The following is a 15,419-nucleotide window of genomic DNA, read 5'->3' on the forward strand; positions in this document are numbered from 1 at the left end:
ACCAGAGTCCGGACCATGCTCATCGACGAAGAGTTGACCCTCAAGAAACTCGAAGTGTTTCTGGCCTTCATGCGCACCGGCAACCTGGCTCGCGCCGCCAGCGAACTGCAAACCAGCAATGTCAGCGTGCACCGGGCCATCCACTCCCTGGAAAACGCCCTGCGCTGCCCGCTGTTCAAGCACGAGGGACGCAACCTGACTCCGCTGGAAAGCGCCTATGTGCTGGAAGAGCGAGCGCAGAAGCTGGTGCAGGATGTGGTCGAGAGCGTGCGCCTGACCCGGGAAGCCGCTGGTTTCTCGGCAGAACGTTTCAAGCTCGGCGCACTTTACTCCCTGACCGTGAAAACCGTGCCGCAACTGATCATGGGCCTGAAGCTGCGGCGCAGCGAGCTGAATATCGACCTGATCCTGGGCTCCAACATCGACCTGTTGTACAAGCTCAAGAACATGGAAGTGGATGCGATCCTGGTATCCCTGGACGACAGCGTCAGCGATCCGGACTGCGAACAGCTGCCGTTGTTCTCCGACGATATCTTCCTCGCCACCCCGGCCGACTCGCCCTTCGCCCAAGAGCGCGAAGTGGATCTGGCGGCTGTACGCGACGCTACGTTCATCACCCTCACCCAGGGTTTCGCCACCCACCAGGACGGCGTGCGGGTGTTCAAGCAGGCGGGGTTCGAGCCGAAGGTGGCGATGCAGGTCAACGATATCTTCACCCTGCTGAGCATGGTCAGCTCAGGGGTGGGTTATGCGCTGCTGCCGGGCAGGATCGCCGCGGTCTACGAGAACCGCGTGAAGCTGATACCGCTGCAGGCGCGCTACCGCCTGCAACAACATATCGGCGTGGTGTTCCTCAGGGCCAAGGAGCGCGACCCGAACCTGCTGGCGCTGCTGGCCGAGTGCCGGATGTACTCGCGGGGGTCATAAGACGCAATCGCGGGCACGCGGCGATCCAACTTGCCCGCGATGACCTCAGGTCGGATCAGCCCACCAGCCCGCGCACGATGAAAAACAGCAGCGACGGTCCCAGCAGGCACCCCAACCCGGTGTGGAAGGTCGCCGTCAGCGCCCCATAGGGCACCAGGCGCCGATCGGTGGCCGCAAGCCCGGCGGTGACCCCACTGACGGTCCCGGCCAAGCCACCGAACACCATGGCCGAACGCGGGTTGTCCAGGCCCATCCAGCGGGCCGCCATGGGCGTACCCACCATCACCAGGATCGCCTTGATCAGGCCGGTGGCGATCGACAGCGCCACCACATCGGAGCTGGCGCCGATGGCCGCGCCGGTCACCGGGCCGACGATGTAGGTCACGGCGCCGGCACCGATGGTGGTCATGCTCACCGCATCGCGATAGCCAAAGCTCCAGGCGATGCTCGCCCCGACGATGAACGGCAGCACCGTGCCCAGCAGCAGCGCCACGGCGCCGATCAACCCGGCCTTGCGGGCCTCGGTGGCCTGGACTTCGAAAGCCGTGGCGACGATGGCGAAATCCCGCAGCATGGCGCCGCCCATCAGGCCGATGCCGGAAAACAGCGCCAGGTCCGCCAGGCCTTTCTGGCCGCCGGTCAGGGTGCCGCCGACCCAGGCCAGGGCCAGGCCGATGACGATGGCGATGGCCGATCCATGCACGCGACCGAAGGTCAGGTGCCGGGACAGCAGCACCGAGACCCACATGATCACGCCAACGAAGGCGAAGGCGGTGACCAGGCCGTTGTGCTCCAGGCCTTTCTCGATCAAGTCCCACATTTCAGCGCCCTCCCGCCGGTGCGGCTTCGATGCCCGGCTCCTGCGGTAGCGGATCGCCCTTGTGGGTCCGGCTGATCAGGGCGATGGTGCAGCCGCACACCAGCACCGAGCCGATGGCCGCCAGCACCGCCACCGGTCCGCCATGCAGCGCGGTGACCACGTTCTGCTGGGCGGCCATGGCCACCACCACCGGGATGTACAGGGCGCCCCAGAAGCCGACGCCCATTTCACAGTCCTTGGTCATGCCGCCATGGCGCTGCATCCACAAGCGCGCGCAGATCAGCAGGATCATGGCGATGCCGACCCCGCCGACGTTGGACTTCACCCCCAGCAACACGCCGAGCATGTCGCCGATAATCACTCCCGCCAGCGTGCAGATCGCCAGCAATGCCACACCATAGATAATCATTGTCGTTGTCCTCGCAGTGCATCGTCGAAGTTGTTGTTCTTGTGCTTCGCCAGCCTGGGTCGCGGTTCTATCGGTCGCGGCGGCCCTCCTCGCGCAATAGCGCCTGCAAGGTGTCCGGGCGGGCGCCATCGAAGGCGATCACCGAGCCCTGCTCGAACACCCGGCGCGCCAAGCCGCTGAGCACCGCCCCGGGCGGCAATTCGATCTGCAACCGTACGCCGCGCTCATAGGCGCCCTGCACGGTGCCGCGCCAATCCACCAGCCGGCACATGTTGAAGGCCAGGTCGTCGCGCAATTGCTCCACCGTGCGCAATGGCCGCGCGCGGCTACCGCTCAGGTACCCCAGCCGGGGCGGCTCCATCGGCACCCTGGCGAATGCCTCGGCCAGCCGTTGGGCCGGCTGCTCCAGCAATGGGCAATGGGACGGCACGCTGACCGCCAGGCGCCTGGCCACCCCGGCGCCACATGCCCGGGCCAGTTCGGCCACGGCCTGCATCGCCGCCTCGCTGCCGGCGATCACCACCTGGGTGTCGGCATTGATATTGGCCAGGTACACCGGCCTTTGCGGGCTGTGGACCCGGGCCAGCAACGCCTCCACCGTGCCCAGGTCCAGGCCCATCAGCGCGGTCATGCCGTAGCCCTGTGGATAAGCCTGCTGCATCAGCTCCCCGCGCAAGCTCACCAGGCGCAGGGCATCGGCGAAATCCAGGGCCCCGGCCACCACCGCCGCCGGATAGGCGCCGATGGACAGGCCCGCTACGTAGTCCACCGGGCAATCCGCGTGCAGCAGGGTCCGGGCACAGGCCACCCCGGCAATCAGCAGGCACAGCTGCACCGCCCGGGTCCCGGCCAGGGCCTGGGGTGAGTCCAGGCCCAGCACGTCCTGCCCCAGCACATCGCTGGCCTCGCGCAGGCAGGCCACGACTTCCGGCCGCTCGGGCAGTCGCTGGAGCATCCCCGGCTGCTGCGCCCCCTGGCCCGGGAACACCAGCAAGCTGCTCATGCCGCCAACTCCCCTGGGCACCAGGGATCGCGTACCAGCCGCGCTCCGCTGGCGCTCTTGAGCAGTACCCGCGAGGCGCTCCCGGCCCACTCACGCAAGGCCAGGCCCCCGGCCGGCAGTTGCAATTGCAGGTCGACTCGGCACACGGCGCCATCGAGCAGTGCCAGCAGCTCCCGGGCCCAGACCCGGGACAGCGGCTCAGGCGCCCGGAGGATCAAATCCAGGTCGCTGCCTTGGTGCAATGCACCAACTCCGCTGGCCAGCTCGAAGCCGGCGCTGCCGCCCACGCCCCAGGCCAGCCCCAGGGCGTCCAGCGGGCCACGCAACTGGTCCAGGGCCTGGAGCGCCGGCCAGGCACGGCTCCACGGCACGTGACGCAACGCCTCCGGGCTGGTTCCGCGCTGCACCGCGTCCAGCGCCAGCAACGCCGGGTAGCGCTGCTCCCGGGACGGGCCACGCAGCCCCACGGCGATCGAACCGGCAGCGCTCACTGCCCGGCGCACCACCACCGGCTGCCCCTGCTCCAGCACCTGCCGCGCCCACTCCGGCGCATCGGCCGCCAGTTGCCCGGGCTCCATGCCCCACAGCAGGTCATGGGGCAGCCAGGGGGAGCAAGCGCTCACCATTGCTCCCGCAGCAGTTGGCGGACCCGGCTCGAAGCCTCACGGTTCGCTGCCCCCAGGCGCCCCTCGAGCCCAACGCCAGCGGCCCGTACATCGGCAATGGCTTGTAGCAGGCACCCGCTGACCTGGTCCAGGTCCTGGGGGGTCGGTTGTTCGATGCGCTCCACCGGCAGGGTTTTCCACAAGAGGCCCAGGCCGGCATAGCTGTCGATGTCGTAGGCCATGGGCGGCACGCTGGCAGCCAGGGCTTCCAGTTCCTCGACGCTGCGCAGGGTGACCCGCGCCGCCGAGGCCTTGCCCATGGCGTGCACCATCACGCCCGGGTCGCGCAGGGCGATCAGCCGGTTGGCCTGGTAGCCGTGGGCCAGGAACGCCCCGGACATGGCCTTGCCCACCAGCAAGCCGATCACCGGATGCCCCGCCAGGCGGGCCCGGGCGTAGCTGTCGGCAGCGCCAGCCAGGGCCTGGTGGATGCCCAGGGCTTCTTCGCGCCGGCCATAGGCCTGGCTCGGTACATCGACAATGGCAATCAGTGCTCGCTTGTGGGGCTGATCGCGGTCGGCGTCGATCACTTCATCCACCGCTTTGGCCAGGCCCCAGCCCTCCAGCAGGCCGACCTCGCCCTGGCGGGCGCGGGGAAAACGATTCTCCGGGTCGGCCACCACAGCGATAAAACGAGCCGACTGCCCCGCCAGTTCACCATCGGCCACCCGCAGCGACGGCGGCAGGCCGGCCACCGAAGCGGCGCCGCCAACCAGGGCGTTGAACCAGTTCTGGCCCCGCAAAGAACTTGCACTCATGAGCGGTCTCCTTGATACAGATCGCGAACCGTCGCCGCATCGATTTGCGCCGTCGCGTCCAGGCGGGCCAGGCATTGCAGATAGTGTTCGGCCTGGTGGCTGCGTTGCCGCTCGGGCAGGCCGAGGGCCAGCAATTCGCGAACCTGGGCCTGGATCTGCGCCACGTCATCGGCCACATAGCGATCCACCAGGCCGCTGGCGAAACGCTGCTCGCCACCGGTCAGGCTCCAGATGAAAGGCCGGTCGCGGGCGTCGTACTCCTCGATCCCGGCTTCCTGCTCGATCACCTGCGGCCCGTTCAGGCCCAGCCGCGCTTCTTGGGTCACCAGCAGGTAGCTGCACAGGCCGGCGGCGATCGACATGCCACCGAAGCAGCCAACGCTGCCAGCCACTAAGCCGATCACCGGTTGGTATTGGCGCAGGTCGACGATCGCGGCATGGATATCGGCGATCGCCGCCAACCCCAGGTTGGCCTCCTGCAACCGCACACCGCCGGTTTCCAGCAGCAACACGGCGCGGGTGGCGATGCCCTGGCGGTTGTCCTCGGCCGCCAGCTCAAGGGCGCCGGCGATCTTCGCCCCGCCCACCTCGCCGAGGCTGCCGCCCTGGAATGCGCCTTCGATGGCGGCGATCACCACCGGCAACCCGGCGATGCGGCCCTTGGCGATCACCACCCCATCATCGGCCTGGGGCACCACGCCCTGGCGCGGCAGCCAGGGCGACATGACGCGCTGGAAAGGATCGAGCAGTTCGCGAAAGGTGCCGGCGTCCAGCAACGCCCGCGCCCGCTGCCGGGCTCCCAGTTCGACGAAGCTGTGCAGGTCGAGCAAGCGTGCGCTGTCAGTCATGGGCGATTTCCTCCAGGCCCTGTTCAAGGCGTAGGCGCACCACCCCCGGGGTGGCGCCGAAGTCATGGATGTCGATCAGCAGCGCCGGTGGCGTCTGCCCGGCGAACATGCGTTGGAACAGGTGCTGCCAGCGTGCGGCGCTGCCGTTGACCGAGGTCTGGACCTGGATCTTCAAGGTGCCGGCCGGCGCCGGTTCCAGCAGTACTTCCAGATCACCGGAGCCGACACAGCCCACCAGCGCACGGCCGCAGCCGGAAGGGCCGGCGGGAAATTCAAAGGACAAGGTTTCCATCAGTTCGCTCCCTGGTCGGCGGCGGCCTCGATCCGGTCGAGCAGCAAGCAGGCGGCCAACAGGTCGGCGGCGCCACCGGGCGAGGCATTCAAGGTCAGAAGTTGCAGGTCCAGCTGGTGCAGGCGCCGGCGTCCGGCGAGGCTGGCGCTGCCACCGGCCTCCAGCACCGCCCGGGCGCCGTCCTGCATAGCCTGCAGGCCCGCTTCGCCCGCGCGGTAGAGCACGCAGGTGTCGGCCAGCCGGGTCATGATCGCCAGCAGTGCATCGAGCCGGGCGTTCTGTTCGCCATGGCCCCGGGCACGACTGCGCCGCAGCTGCGGCAGGCCCCATTGCAGCACCGCAGGAAAGCCCTGCTGGGCCTCTTCCCGGGCGCCGCCTACGCCGTAGCGCTGCGCCACCTGGGCGCCATGGCTCAAGGGCCGTGGCGCATGCCGGTCTTCCAGCAGCGCCAGGCGCGCGGCGCGCCAGGCGACGTTGCCGGCCGCCCTGGAGTCGGGTTCCAGGGCAGCGGCGGCCACCAGCAGGCCCAGGGCCCAGATCGCCCCACGATGGGTGTTGACCCCGCCGGTGGTGGCCAGCATCGCCCGCTCGCCTTCGCGACCGCTGCGCCCCAAGGCTTCGCGCAGCGGCAAGTCGATACGGGCGAGTTGTTGCGCGGCCTCGGCCATGTCCTTGAAGGCCGGCCACAGGCTCAAGGCCGAGGCGTGCATCAGGCCCAGGTGCAGGTCACTGTGAGCGCCATTGCCACGGCGGTCCACCAGGGCCGGCTTGGGCGAGAGGTCGGCCTCGTCGATCAGCGCGTCCACCGCCAGGTCCGCCAGGCGCTCGGCCAGCCCCAGGGGCCGGGATTGCAGGTCGAATGCGTGCATTACCAGCTCCTGAACTTGGCAGGTGGGTGATACAGGCCGCCGGACCACTGCACCAGGTCAGCGATGCTCTTGGCCGCCAGCAACTCGCGGCTGGCGTCGGTGCGGCGAATGCCCAGGTCCTCGGGCAAGGCAACCAGGCCCTCGCGGCGCATGCGCTGGGTATCCCTGGGGTCATGCCGCAGGCCGATGGCGGTGACTCCGGCCACAGCGGCGATCATCGCCCGGCGCTCTTCCAGGGTGCGGGCCTTGTACAGGTAGGCGATGCCTTCTTCGGTGAGCAGGTGGGTGACGTCGTCGCCATAGATCATGATCGGCGCCAGGGGCATGCCGCTTTTCTTCGCCACGTCCACCGCGTCCAGGGTGTCGACGAAGGTCGGTTTGCCGCCCTCCTGGAAGGTCTCGACCATCTGCACCACCAGCTTCTTGCCCCGCTCCAGCAGGGCCTGCGGCGCCGCCCCCTGGTCCAGGCGCATGTCCAGCCAGGCCGGGGTGCCATGGCGCCGGCCGCGAGGATCGTGGCCCATGTTCGGCGCCCCACCGAAACCGGCCAGGCGGCCACGGGTCACGGTGGAGGAATGGCCGTCGCCATCCACCTGCAAGGTGGCGCCGATGAACAGGTCCACCGCGTATTGCCCGGCCAGCTGGCAGAACATCCGGTTGGAGCGCAGGGAGCCGTCGCGGCCGGTGAAGAACACATCGGGACGGGCGGCGATGTAGTTTTCCATGCCCAGTTCGGTGCCGAAGCAGTGCACGCTTTCCACCCAGCCGCTTTCGATGGCCGGGATCAGGGTGGGATGGGGATTGAGGGTCCAGTTGCGGCAGATTTTGCCCTTGAGCCCCAGGGATTCGCCGTAGGTGGGCAGGATCAGCTCGATGGCCGCGGTATTGAAGCCGATGCCGTGGTTCAGCGATTGCACGTTGTGCTTCTCGTAGATGCCACGGATCGCCATCATCGCCATCAGCACGTGCACCGGCTTGATGTGCCGGGGATCGCGGGTGAACAGCGGCTCGATATAGAACGGCTGGTCGGCCACCACCACGAAGTCCACCCAGGAGGCCGGGATATCCACCCGGGGCAACTCGCTGACGTCGTCCACCAGCTGGTTGACCTGGACGATGACGATGCCATCGCTGAAGGCCGCTGGTTCCACCAGCGCCGGGGTGTCCTCGGTGCTCGGGCCGGTGTAGATGTTGCCGGCGCGATCGGCCATGAAACCGGCGCACAGCACCACGTTGGGCGTCAGGTCCACCACCAGCCGGGCATAGAGTTCGATGTAGGTATGGATGGCGCCGACCTCCAGCAGCCCGTCTTCGAGCAACTGACTGATGCGCAGGCTCTGGGTGCCGGCGAAGGAAAAGTCGAGCTTGCGGGCGATACCGCGTTCGAACAGGTCCAGGTGCTCGGCGCGGCCGACGCTGGGCATGATCATGTGCAGGTCGTGGAGCCTGGCCGGATCGACCTTGGCCAGGGACCGGGAAAGAAAGTCCGCCTGCTTCTGGTTGTTGCCCTCCAGCACCACCCGGTCGCCGGGCAGGATCAGCGCCTCCAGCGCCGCGACGATCTTGTCGGTCGGCAACACCACGCCATCGGCGATGGCCCGCACCTGCTCGAGGCGGCGCTGCTTCTCGCTGCGCCGCCGCGACCAGCGCGGGTCGGGAGATATTGTCGTTGTCATGCTCGCTCCACAGGTTCGCTGTCGTGGCAGCCACCATAGGAGCGAAGCCCGGCGGGCATCAATCAAGCTCGGAGTGGGAAAGTTACGCCAAGCGTAACGATTCGCCGGCCGGTTCCGGTCCGGCGCATTACTGGCGCGACTTAACAATCTTCATACCACCCGGCGATGGCATCCCTCCCGGCACCCGGTACACAATGCCCGTCGGATTGGCCGCTCAATGGCCGGAACACATGATGAGAGTCAGCATGGACACACCGATTCGCTCCAACCAGGACTTGCTGGAGCAACTACAACGCGGCCTCAAGCCCGACTACCTGATGTTCTGGGGCCACCAGCCGCCCCGGGACGGACGGGTTTCCCAGAGCTGCTTCAGCCAGTGGTTCGACGCCGGCTTCGAGGTCGAAGGCGTCCACTACCCCACCGCCGAACACTTCATGATGGCCGGCAAGGCGCTGCTGTTCGAAGATCACGAAACCCATGCCCGCATCCTCCAGGCCGGCCCTCCCGCCTATGCCAAGCACCTGGGCCGTGAAGTGCGCGATTTCGACGACGCCCGCTGGCAGGCCGCCCGCTTCGACATCGTGGTCCAGGGCAACCTGGCCAAGTTCAGCCAGCACCCCGAGCTGGGGCACTTCCTGCGGTGCACCCGCCACAAGGTGCTGGTGGAAGCCAGCCCGGTGGACCGGGTCTGGGGCATCGGCTTGGCAGCCGACGACGCCAAGGCCGAGCGCCCGGAACAGTGGCGCGGGCTCAACCTGCTGGGTTATGCCCTGATGGAAGTTCGCGACCGCCTGCTGGCGGCCGAGGCCTAAGGCGCCAGCCCGGCCTCCACCAGCAGTTCCTCAAGGGCCGGCAGGTCCGGCACCCTGGCCACCTGCTCGGCGACCTGCACCGCGGCTTTCTCCAGGGAGGCCAGGGGCACGTCGACATAGCTCAGCTGGCTGTCGAGCTTGCAGGAGCGCGGGATGCCCTGCACCAGCAAGGCGATGAACTTCAGCTCCGGGCGCCCGCCCAGGGCATTGAGCACGACGATTCGCGCTCGCTCGCCGATCACCGTGGGGTTGCCACAGGCCGCCTCGAAGCTGACCAGCGCGATCTGCCGGTCGCGCCACAGCACTCGCCCCAGGTACCAGGGTGGCGAATCCAGGTCGAAGCGTCCCTGCTGGTAGTCGATCAGCTCGGCCACCGCCACGTTGGGCAGGATCAGGGTGCGGTCGGCCAGGGGCAGCAACAACCCGGTGAGGGTGCTGGCGCGATGGTCAAGCATGGTTCTTGCTCCACAGGGCGATGCTTTCCAGCAGCACCGACTCTTGATAGGGTTTGCCGAGGTAGTCGTTGACGCCGATGGCCATGGCCCGGTCGCGGTGTTTCTGGCCGGTGCGCGAGGTGATCATGATGATCGGCAAGTGCTGCAGGCGCGGGTCGTTGCGCACCTGGATCGCCACTTCGAAGCCATCCATGCGCGGCATCTCGATATCCAGCAGCATCAGGTCCGGGGTGTGCTCGGCCAGCAAGGCCATGGCGTCGACCCCGTCCTTGGCGGTCAGCACGCTCATGCCATGGCGCTCCAGCAGGCGGCTGGTGACCTTGCGCACGGTCACCGAGTCGTCCACCACCAGCACCAGCATCGGCCGGGGCGGCTGCGCATCGCCGGCACCGTCACCGCCAGACACCCGGGGCTGCGGCGGCTGGTCCTGGCGGGCGCGGATATGGGCCAGCAGGTCGAGGATCAGCACCACCCGGCCATCGCCGAGGATAGTCGCCCCGGACAGCCCCTGGACCGCGGCGAACTGCGGCCCCAGGCTCTTGACCACGATTTCCCGGGTACCGAAGGTGGCATCCACCTGCACCGCGATCAGCTGTTCGTTGCATTGCACCAGCAACACCGGCAGCGCCTGGACCTGGCCCAGCAGCTTGGGCCGCGGCACGGTGTGCAGCAGTTCGCCCAGGTAGCACAGCTGGTAGCACTGGCCGGCGTATTCGTAGCGCGGCGGGTCGAGCTGGTAATAGGCGTCCAGTTCTCCCGGCATGACCCGCACGATGCCGTCCACGGTGTTGAGCGGGATCGCGTATTGCTCCTCGCCGCACTGGACCATCAGCGCCCGGTTGACCGAAACGGTGAACGGCAGGCGGATGCGAAAGTGCACGCCCTTGCCGGCTATCGAGTCGATGCTCATGCTGCCGCCCAGCTGGCGCACCTCCTCGTGGACCACGTCCATGCCCACGCCACGCCCGGAAATCTGGGTGATCTTCTCGGCGGTGGAAAACCCCGGCTGCATGATGAACTGCAGCACCTCGCGGTCGCTGACCTGCGCCTGCGGGTCCAGCAGGCCACGCTTGATGGCCTTCTTGCGCACGGCCTCCAGGGGTACGCCGGCGCCGTCGTCACGCATGTCGAAGACGATATCGCCGCCCTCGCGGGACAGGTCCAGGGTGATCCGCCCCTGTTCCGGCTTGCCCGCCGCGCGCCGCGCCTGGGCGGACTCCAGGCCGTGGTCGACGGCGTTGCGCAGCATGTGCTCGAGGGGCGCGACCATGCGCTCCAGGACATTGCGATCCATTTCGCCTTCGGCGTTGCCGACCACGAACTCCACATCCTTGCCCAGCTCTTCGGCCACCTGGCGCACGATACGCCGCAAGCGCGGCACCATGCGCTCGAACGGCACCATGCGGGTACGCATCAGGCCTTCTTGCAACTCGGTGTTGATGCGTCCCTGTTGTTGCAGCAGGTCGGCAGCATCATGGTTGCGCCGGTCGAGGGTGTCCTTGAGGTCCAGCAGGTCCGAGGCCGACTCGAACAAGGCCCGGGATAGCTGTTGCAGCTGGGAATGGCGGTCCATCTCCAGCGGGTCGAATTCTTCGTAGCCCAGGCGCTCGGCCTCCACCTGCTGGCGGCTGAGGATCCGGCCCTGGGTCTCGGTATCCAGGCGGCGCAACTGATCGCGGATCCGCTCGATGGTGGTTTCCATCTCGGTCAGCGCCACCCGGGCGTCGTTGACCTGTTGTTCGATGCGGCCGCGAAAGATCGAGGTCTCCCCGGCCAGGTTCACCAGGTCATCCAGCAGCTCCGCCGAGACCTTGACCATGTCGGCCCCGGCCGCCACCTCCGGCTGCGGTGCGACCGGCTCGGGTTTGCCGGGCGGCGCGGCCAGCTCCGGGGTCGAGGTCGCCGGCACCCGGGGATGGCTCAGGTCGTGGATGGCATCGATGAGCTTGCGAGCGGCCTCGATCGGTTGCCCGGCCCGGGCGGCGTCGAGCATCTGGGCCAAGCGGTCGTGGCTCTTCTGCAACAGGGTGAAGAGTACCGGGCTGGGTTGCAGCAAACCGGCAGACAAGCCTTCGAAGAGAAACTCCAGCTCGTGGGCCAGGTCGCCGATGGCGCTGATCTCCACCATCCGCGCGCCGCCCTTGAGGGTGTGCAGGTCGCGCAGCAGGGTCTCCACCTCCTGGCGGGACTGGGGGTCGGCCTGCCAGCGGCTCAGGGCGGCGGCGGAACTGTCGATGATGTCGAAGCCTTCCTCGAGGAAGATTTCCAGCAGCTCCGGGTCCTGGGCCGAGTGATCCGCCTCCTCGCTCTCGGCCACGCTCTCGCCAGGGCCACTGGCCTGCTGCCGATAGCTGCGCAGCGCCTCGACCTGGGCCCGGGAGTCGTCCAGCGGTCGCTGGCCCTGCAACTGCTGGAGCAGTACCGCCAGTTGCTCATGGCTGCCACGCAGCAGCAGGCCCAGGGGCTGGCCATGGCTGTAGCGACGATCCACCAAGCCTTCATACAGCGACTCCAGTTCCTGGGCCAGTTCCGCCACCGGCGCCACCTCGGCCATCCGCGCACCGCCCTTGAGGGTGTGCATGTCCCGTTGCAGGGAGGACAGCGGCGCGCCGTTTTCCGGATCGGACAGCCAGCGTTGCAGGGCCTGGTCGGCGCTGTCGAGGATGTCCACCGCTTCCTCGAGGAAGATTTCCACCAGCTCGTCATCGGCTTCCTGCGGCGCCTGTTGCGCAAGGCCCGCGGTAGCAGCGCCCAGCTCGCTGATGCTCAGGGCCCGGCTGCCATCGCTCTTGACCAAGCCGGTGGCGGACGGATCCAGACTTTCGTCCAGCAGCGCACGCAAGGCCCGGAGCCGCTCGGGCTGCGGGCTGATTTCCTGGCCCGCGGCCAGTTCGTCGAGCATGTTGATCAGCGCCTCATGGGCGCCCTGGGCCTCGTGGAAAAAGCGCTCGCTGACCGCCAGGCTGCTTTCTTCCACCGCGCCGTACAGGTCGAGCAAGGCTTCGCACAGCTCATCCACCGGCTGCAGGTCGGCCAAGTGCGCGCCTTCGCCCAGGGTGGTCAGCTCATCCAGCAGGTCATTGAGTTCCTGGCGCTCGCCGGGATGTTGCTGCCAGCGCAACAACAGGGTTTCGGCATCCAGCAGGATGTCCATGCCCTGGGCCAGGAAGTCATTGATCAGTTGCGGGTCGCGCTTGGCCCGCAGCGCGCTGTCCGGAGCATCGAGCAGGGCTTCCAGGCGTTCGCCGAGCAGGGCCAGGGCCCGTCCGGCCAGGGCCCGGGCGCCGTCGATGGGTGCCAGCGGCGTGCTGTCCAGTTGGCGCAGGCCCTTGCGCAGCAAGCCCTCGGCCTCCAGCAGCAGCTCTACCTCGTCCAGGTCCAGGGGTATCAGGTGGGCTCGATACTCCCGCGCCAGCTGGTCGAAAGGGCCGGCCAGCTCGGCGATCGGCCACACGCCGGCCATTGAGGCGCTGCCCTTGAGGGTGTGCAAGGCCCGCTGCAGGGCATCGCTGGCCTGCAACGGCAATTGTTCGGCGGCCTGGTCGAGGAAACGGTTGACGCTGTCCAGGTGGGTCTGGGCCTCGGCACGGAAGATCTCCAGCAACTGCGGGTCCAGGGCATCGTCGCGCGGCGCCGTGGGCGTGGCGCCGCTGGCCAGGGCGTGGGCCCGGGCCGCCAGGCGGTCGACATCGTCACGCTGGCGTTGGGCATGGGCGGCGTACTCGGTAATCAGCTCCGGCAGCAGGCCCAGGGTATCGCCCACCAGCTGGCGCACCTGGACACTGGGTTCCACGCTGTGCTCCAGCACCCGGTTGAGCAGATTCTCCACCGCCCAGGCCAGCTCACCCAGCACCAGGGCCCGGACCATCCGCCCGCTGCCCTTGAGGGTATGGAAGGCCCGGCGCAACTCGCTCAGGGCGGACCGGCCCTGGGGATCGGCCTCCCAGCGCGGCAGGTACTCGCGGAGCATCTCCAGCACTTCCTCGGTTTCCTCGAGGAAGACTTCGCGCAGCTCGTCGTCCACCGGCGCCTCGCCCACCGGCGGCGGCAGCAGGCTGCCCGGGGTGCTCAGGGCCGGCGGATTGAGAAGCGAAACCGGCGCGGCCAGGGCGTCGGCCAGGGACTGCGCGACCTGGGGATCGTCCGCCAGCGTCAGCGCCTGCTCTTCGTGCGCCGGCAGCGGTGCCTGGACCTGCGGCGCATACCCCAGGGCCAAGAGCCCCTGTTGGGCGATGTCGAGGATCTTTTCTCCCGGTGCCTCGGGGTCTTCGTTCAAGCGTTCCAGGTAGTAGTCCAGGCTGGCGATCACGTCCGCCAGGTGATCCAACTGCTGCCAGTCCGGCAGGGCCCTGGCCGTCAGCAGCCGCTCGCCGATAAAAGCATTGCAGGCCTGCAGCAGCCCTGCCGCCCGGGGCAAGGGGATCATCGCCAGGGCTCCGCGCACCTGGGTCAGTAGCTCGGGCAGGGCCAACAACGGCTCATGCTCCCAATCGGCCTCGATGGACTCGAGCAACAGCTCCTTGGCCTGTTGCAGGCAGGCCCGCGACTCCTTGATCACCAGTTGGTGGATCTGGGTCAGGTCGGTGGTGGGCAGGCGGCTTTCCTCGCGGCTCTCCGGCTCCACGGTGCCGGCCATGCCTGCCAGGGTAGCCTCGACGTACAGCAGCGCCCCGGCCACGTCCATCAGCACCGCGTCGTCGGGGGCGCGCTGGCCCTGGGCCAGGCTCTGGATCACCGCCAACTGGTCGATGATCACCTTGCGCGGCTGGCCGAAACCCAGCACTGCCAGGGTGTCGGCGATCTGCCGCAGGGGCGCGAGCAGGCCATCCAGGTCATCGGCATGCTGGCGGTCGCTGCGCACGAACAGGTCCAGGCGTTCCTTGACCCGCACCAGGCCGTCGCACACCGCGGTCAGCACCGAGCGCAGGGCATCGCGGTCGGGGCCGGCCATGCGCGCCCGCTCTTCATCGACCACTGCGCTGTCGGGCAATGCATCGTCCAGTCCGTAACGTTCTTTCATGGTCAGCATCAATGGGGTGGGATGGCGCGCCTTGGCGATATAGAACAGCAGGCTCTTGAGCAGCTCCTCGGGGGCGGCCCGGTTGATCCCGGGCATGCCCTGCTCTTGCAGGCGCTTGAGTTCCTTGTCGGCATCCTTGAGCAGGCTGCGCACCGCCGGGCTGTTGGCAACCACGCCCTGGCGCATGCCTTCCACCAGCGCCGAGGCGATATGCCACAAGGGGGCCAGCGGCGCATCCTGGCACAGGGCTTCCAGGCGTTCGAAGACCTTGGCCATGTGCCCGAGGCTGATTTCGTCATCCTGCTCGCGCAGCAGGTCCACCAGGGCGGTTTGCAGCATATGCCGCAACTTGCGCAACTGGGTCGCCAGTTCCTGGGGCTCCAGCGCCGCCAGGGCCTTGTCGCTCAGCGGCGGCAGGCTGGGCAACTGCGGGCTGAACAGGCTGGTTTCCGAGAGCAAGCTCTCGCCACGGGCACTGCGCAGGTCGTTGAGCAATGGCAGCACCACCAGTGGCAGGTCGCGACGCGCGCTCTGCACCCGGTCCAGGTACTGCGGCAACTGGCCAATGGCCTGGCGCAACAGGCGCAGGGCTTCGTCGCGCTGGGCCACGCGCTCCTGCTGCAGTGCCAGGGCGAGCTTTTCCATCTCTTCGGCCAGCAGCGCCGCGCCGTAGAACTCCGCCATCTGCAAGCTGCCGTGGACCTGATGGATGCCTTCCAGGCATTGCTCGAGAGCATCTGGCGCCCGGGGATCCTCGGCCAGATGCTCCAGCGCCTGATACGCCAGCTTCAGGGTTTCGGCAATTGCGCCCTTGACCCATTCCAGGGCCACGTAGTCGTGCCGATCAACCATAACCACTCCAGTC

Annotated in this window: 13 protein-coding genes; 2 read left to right on the forward strand and 11 right to left on the reverse strand. The window is 68.0% G+C overall.

Features of this window, described 5'->3' with window-relative positions:
* The first annotated feature begins 15 nt into the window (after window positions 1-15).
* Window positions 16-927 (forward strand): LysR substrate-binding domain-containing protein, encoded by a 912-nt coding sequence (locus tag C4K40_RS29375; protein ID WP_022641595.1) that lies wholly within the window; start codon window positions 16-18, stop codon window positions 925-927.
* Between the two features lie 55 nt (window positions 928-982).
* On the opposite strand, the gene madM is transcribed toward C4K40_RS29375, so the two are convergent.
* The 9 genes from madM to mdcA all read right to left on the reverse strand — a co-directional run bounded on the left by madM (window position 983) and on the right by mdcA (window position 8,267).
* Window positions 983-1,747, reverse strand: coding sequence for a malonate transporter subunit MadM (gene madM, locus C4K40_RS29380; protein ID WP_022641596.1), 765 nt, complete (start codon window positions 1,745-1,747; stop codon window positions 983-985).
* A 1-nt stretch (window position 1,748) separates the two neighbouring features.
* On the reverse strand, window positions 1,749-2,156 hold the full coding sequence (madL, locus tag C4K40_RS29385; protein ID WP_022641597.1) for a malonate transporter subunit MadL: 408 nt from the start codon (window positions 2,154-2,156) through the stop codon (window positions 1,749-1,751).
* Window positions 2,157-2,223: 67 nt separating this feature from the next.
* On the reverse strand, window positions 2,224-3,159 hold the full coding sequence (gene mdcH, locus C4K40_RS29390; protein ID WP_053133986.1) for a malonate decarboxylase subunit epsilon: 936 nt from the start codon (window positions 3,157-3,159) through the stop codon (window positions 2,224-2,226).
* Window positions 3,156-3,782, reverse strand: a complete 627-nt coding sequence (locus tag C4K40_RS29395) for a malonate decarboxylase holo-ACP synthase (RefSeq protein ID WP_053134105.1) — start codon at window positions 3,780-3,782, stop codon at window positions 3,156-3,158. Before C4K40_RS29395 ends, mdcH begins: the two co-directional genes overlap by 4 nt.
* Window positions 3,779-4,582 carry a biotin-independent malonate decarboxylase subunit gamma gene (mdcE, locus tag C4K40_RS29400; RefSeq protein WP_022641601.1) on the reverse strand — a complete coding sequence of 268 codons (804 nt, stop codon included), beginning with the start codon at window positions 4,580-4,582 and terminating at the stop codon, window positions 3,779-3,781. Before mdcE ends, C4K40_RS29395 begins: the two co-directional genes overlap by 4 nt.
* Window positions 4,579-5,430, reverse strand: a complete 852-nt coding sequence (locus C4K40_RS29405; RefSeq protein ID WP_022641602.1) for a biotin-independent malonate decarboxylase subunit beta — start codon at window positions 5,428-5,430, stop codon at window positions 4,579-4,581. Before C4K40_RS29405 ends, mdcE begins: the two co-directional genes overlap by 4 nt.
* The gene (locus tag C4K40_RS29410) at window positions 5,423-5,722 is read right to left on the reverse strand and encodes a malonate decarboxylase subunit delta (RefSeq protein WP_053133984.1); all 300 of its coding nucleotides are present in this window, start codon (window positions 5,720-5,722) and stop codon (window positions 5,423-5,425) included. The genes C4K40_RS29405 and C4K40_RS29410 overlap by 8 nt, the downstream gene beginning before the upstream one ends.
* Window positions 5,722-6,591 (reverse strand): triphosphoribosyl-dephospho-CoA synthase, encoded by an 870-nt coding sequence (locus tag C4K40_RS29415; protein WP_053133981.1) that lies wholly within the window; start codon window positions 6,589-6,591, stop codon window positions 5,722-5,724. Before C4K40_RS29415 ends, C4K40_RS29410 begins: the two co-directional genes overlap by 1 nt.
* Complete coding sequence (mdcA, locus tag C4K40_RS29420; RefSeq protein WP_053133977.1) at window positions 6,591-8,267, reverse strand: malonate decarboxylase subunit alpha; 1,677 nt, start codon at window positions 8,265-8,267, stop codon at window positions 6,591-6,593. Before mdcA ends, C4K40_RS29415 begins: the two co-directional genes overlap by 1 nt.
* 245 nt (window positions 8,268-8,512) lie before the next feature.
* Here mdcA and C4K40_RS29425 point away from each other — a divergent pair, with 245 nt between their 5' ends.
* On the forward strand, window positions 8,513-9,079 hold the full coding sequence (locus C4K40_RS29425; RefSeq protein ID WP_053133974.1) for an NADAR family protein: 567 nt from the start codon (window positions 8,513-8,515) through the stop codon (window positions 9,077-9,079).
* Here C4K40_RS29425 and C4K40_RS29430 read toward each other — a convergent pair.
* Together C4K40_RS29430 and C4K40_RS29435 are read right to left on the reverse strand one after the other, a co-directional pair.
* Window positions 9,076-9,534: a chemotaxis protein CheW gene (locus C4K40_RS29430; protein WP_022641607.1), complete on the reverse strand. Its 459-nt coding sequence runs from the start codon at window positions 9,532-9,534 to the stop codon at window positions 9,076-9,078. The two genes, C4K40_RS29425 and C4K40_RS29430, sit on opposite strands and share 4 nt — an antisense overlap.
* On the reverse strand, window positions 9,527-15,406 hold the full coding sequence (locus C4K40_RS29435) for an Hpt domain-containing protein (RefSeq protein WP_053133972.1): 5,880 nt from the start codon (window positions 15,404-15,406) through the stop codon (window positions 9,527-9,529). Before C4K40_RS29435 ends, C4K40_RS29430 begins: the two co-directional genes overlap by 8 nt.
* Window positions 15,407-15,419 lie beyond the last annotated feature (13 nt).

The sequence above is a fragment of the Pseudomonas sp. CMR5c genome (assembly GCF_003850545.1).
Classification (GTDB): Bacteria; Pseudomonadota; Gammaproteobacteria; order Pseudomonadales; family Pseudomonadaceae; genus Aquipseudomonas; species Aquipseudomonas piscis.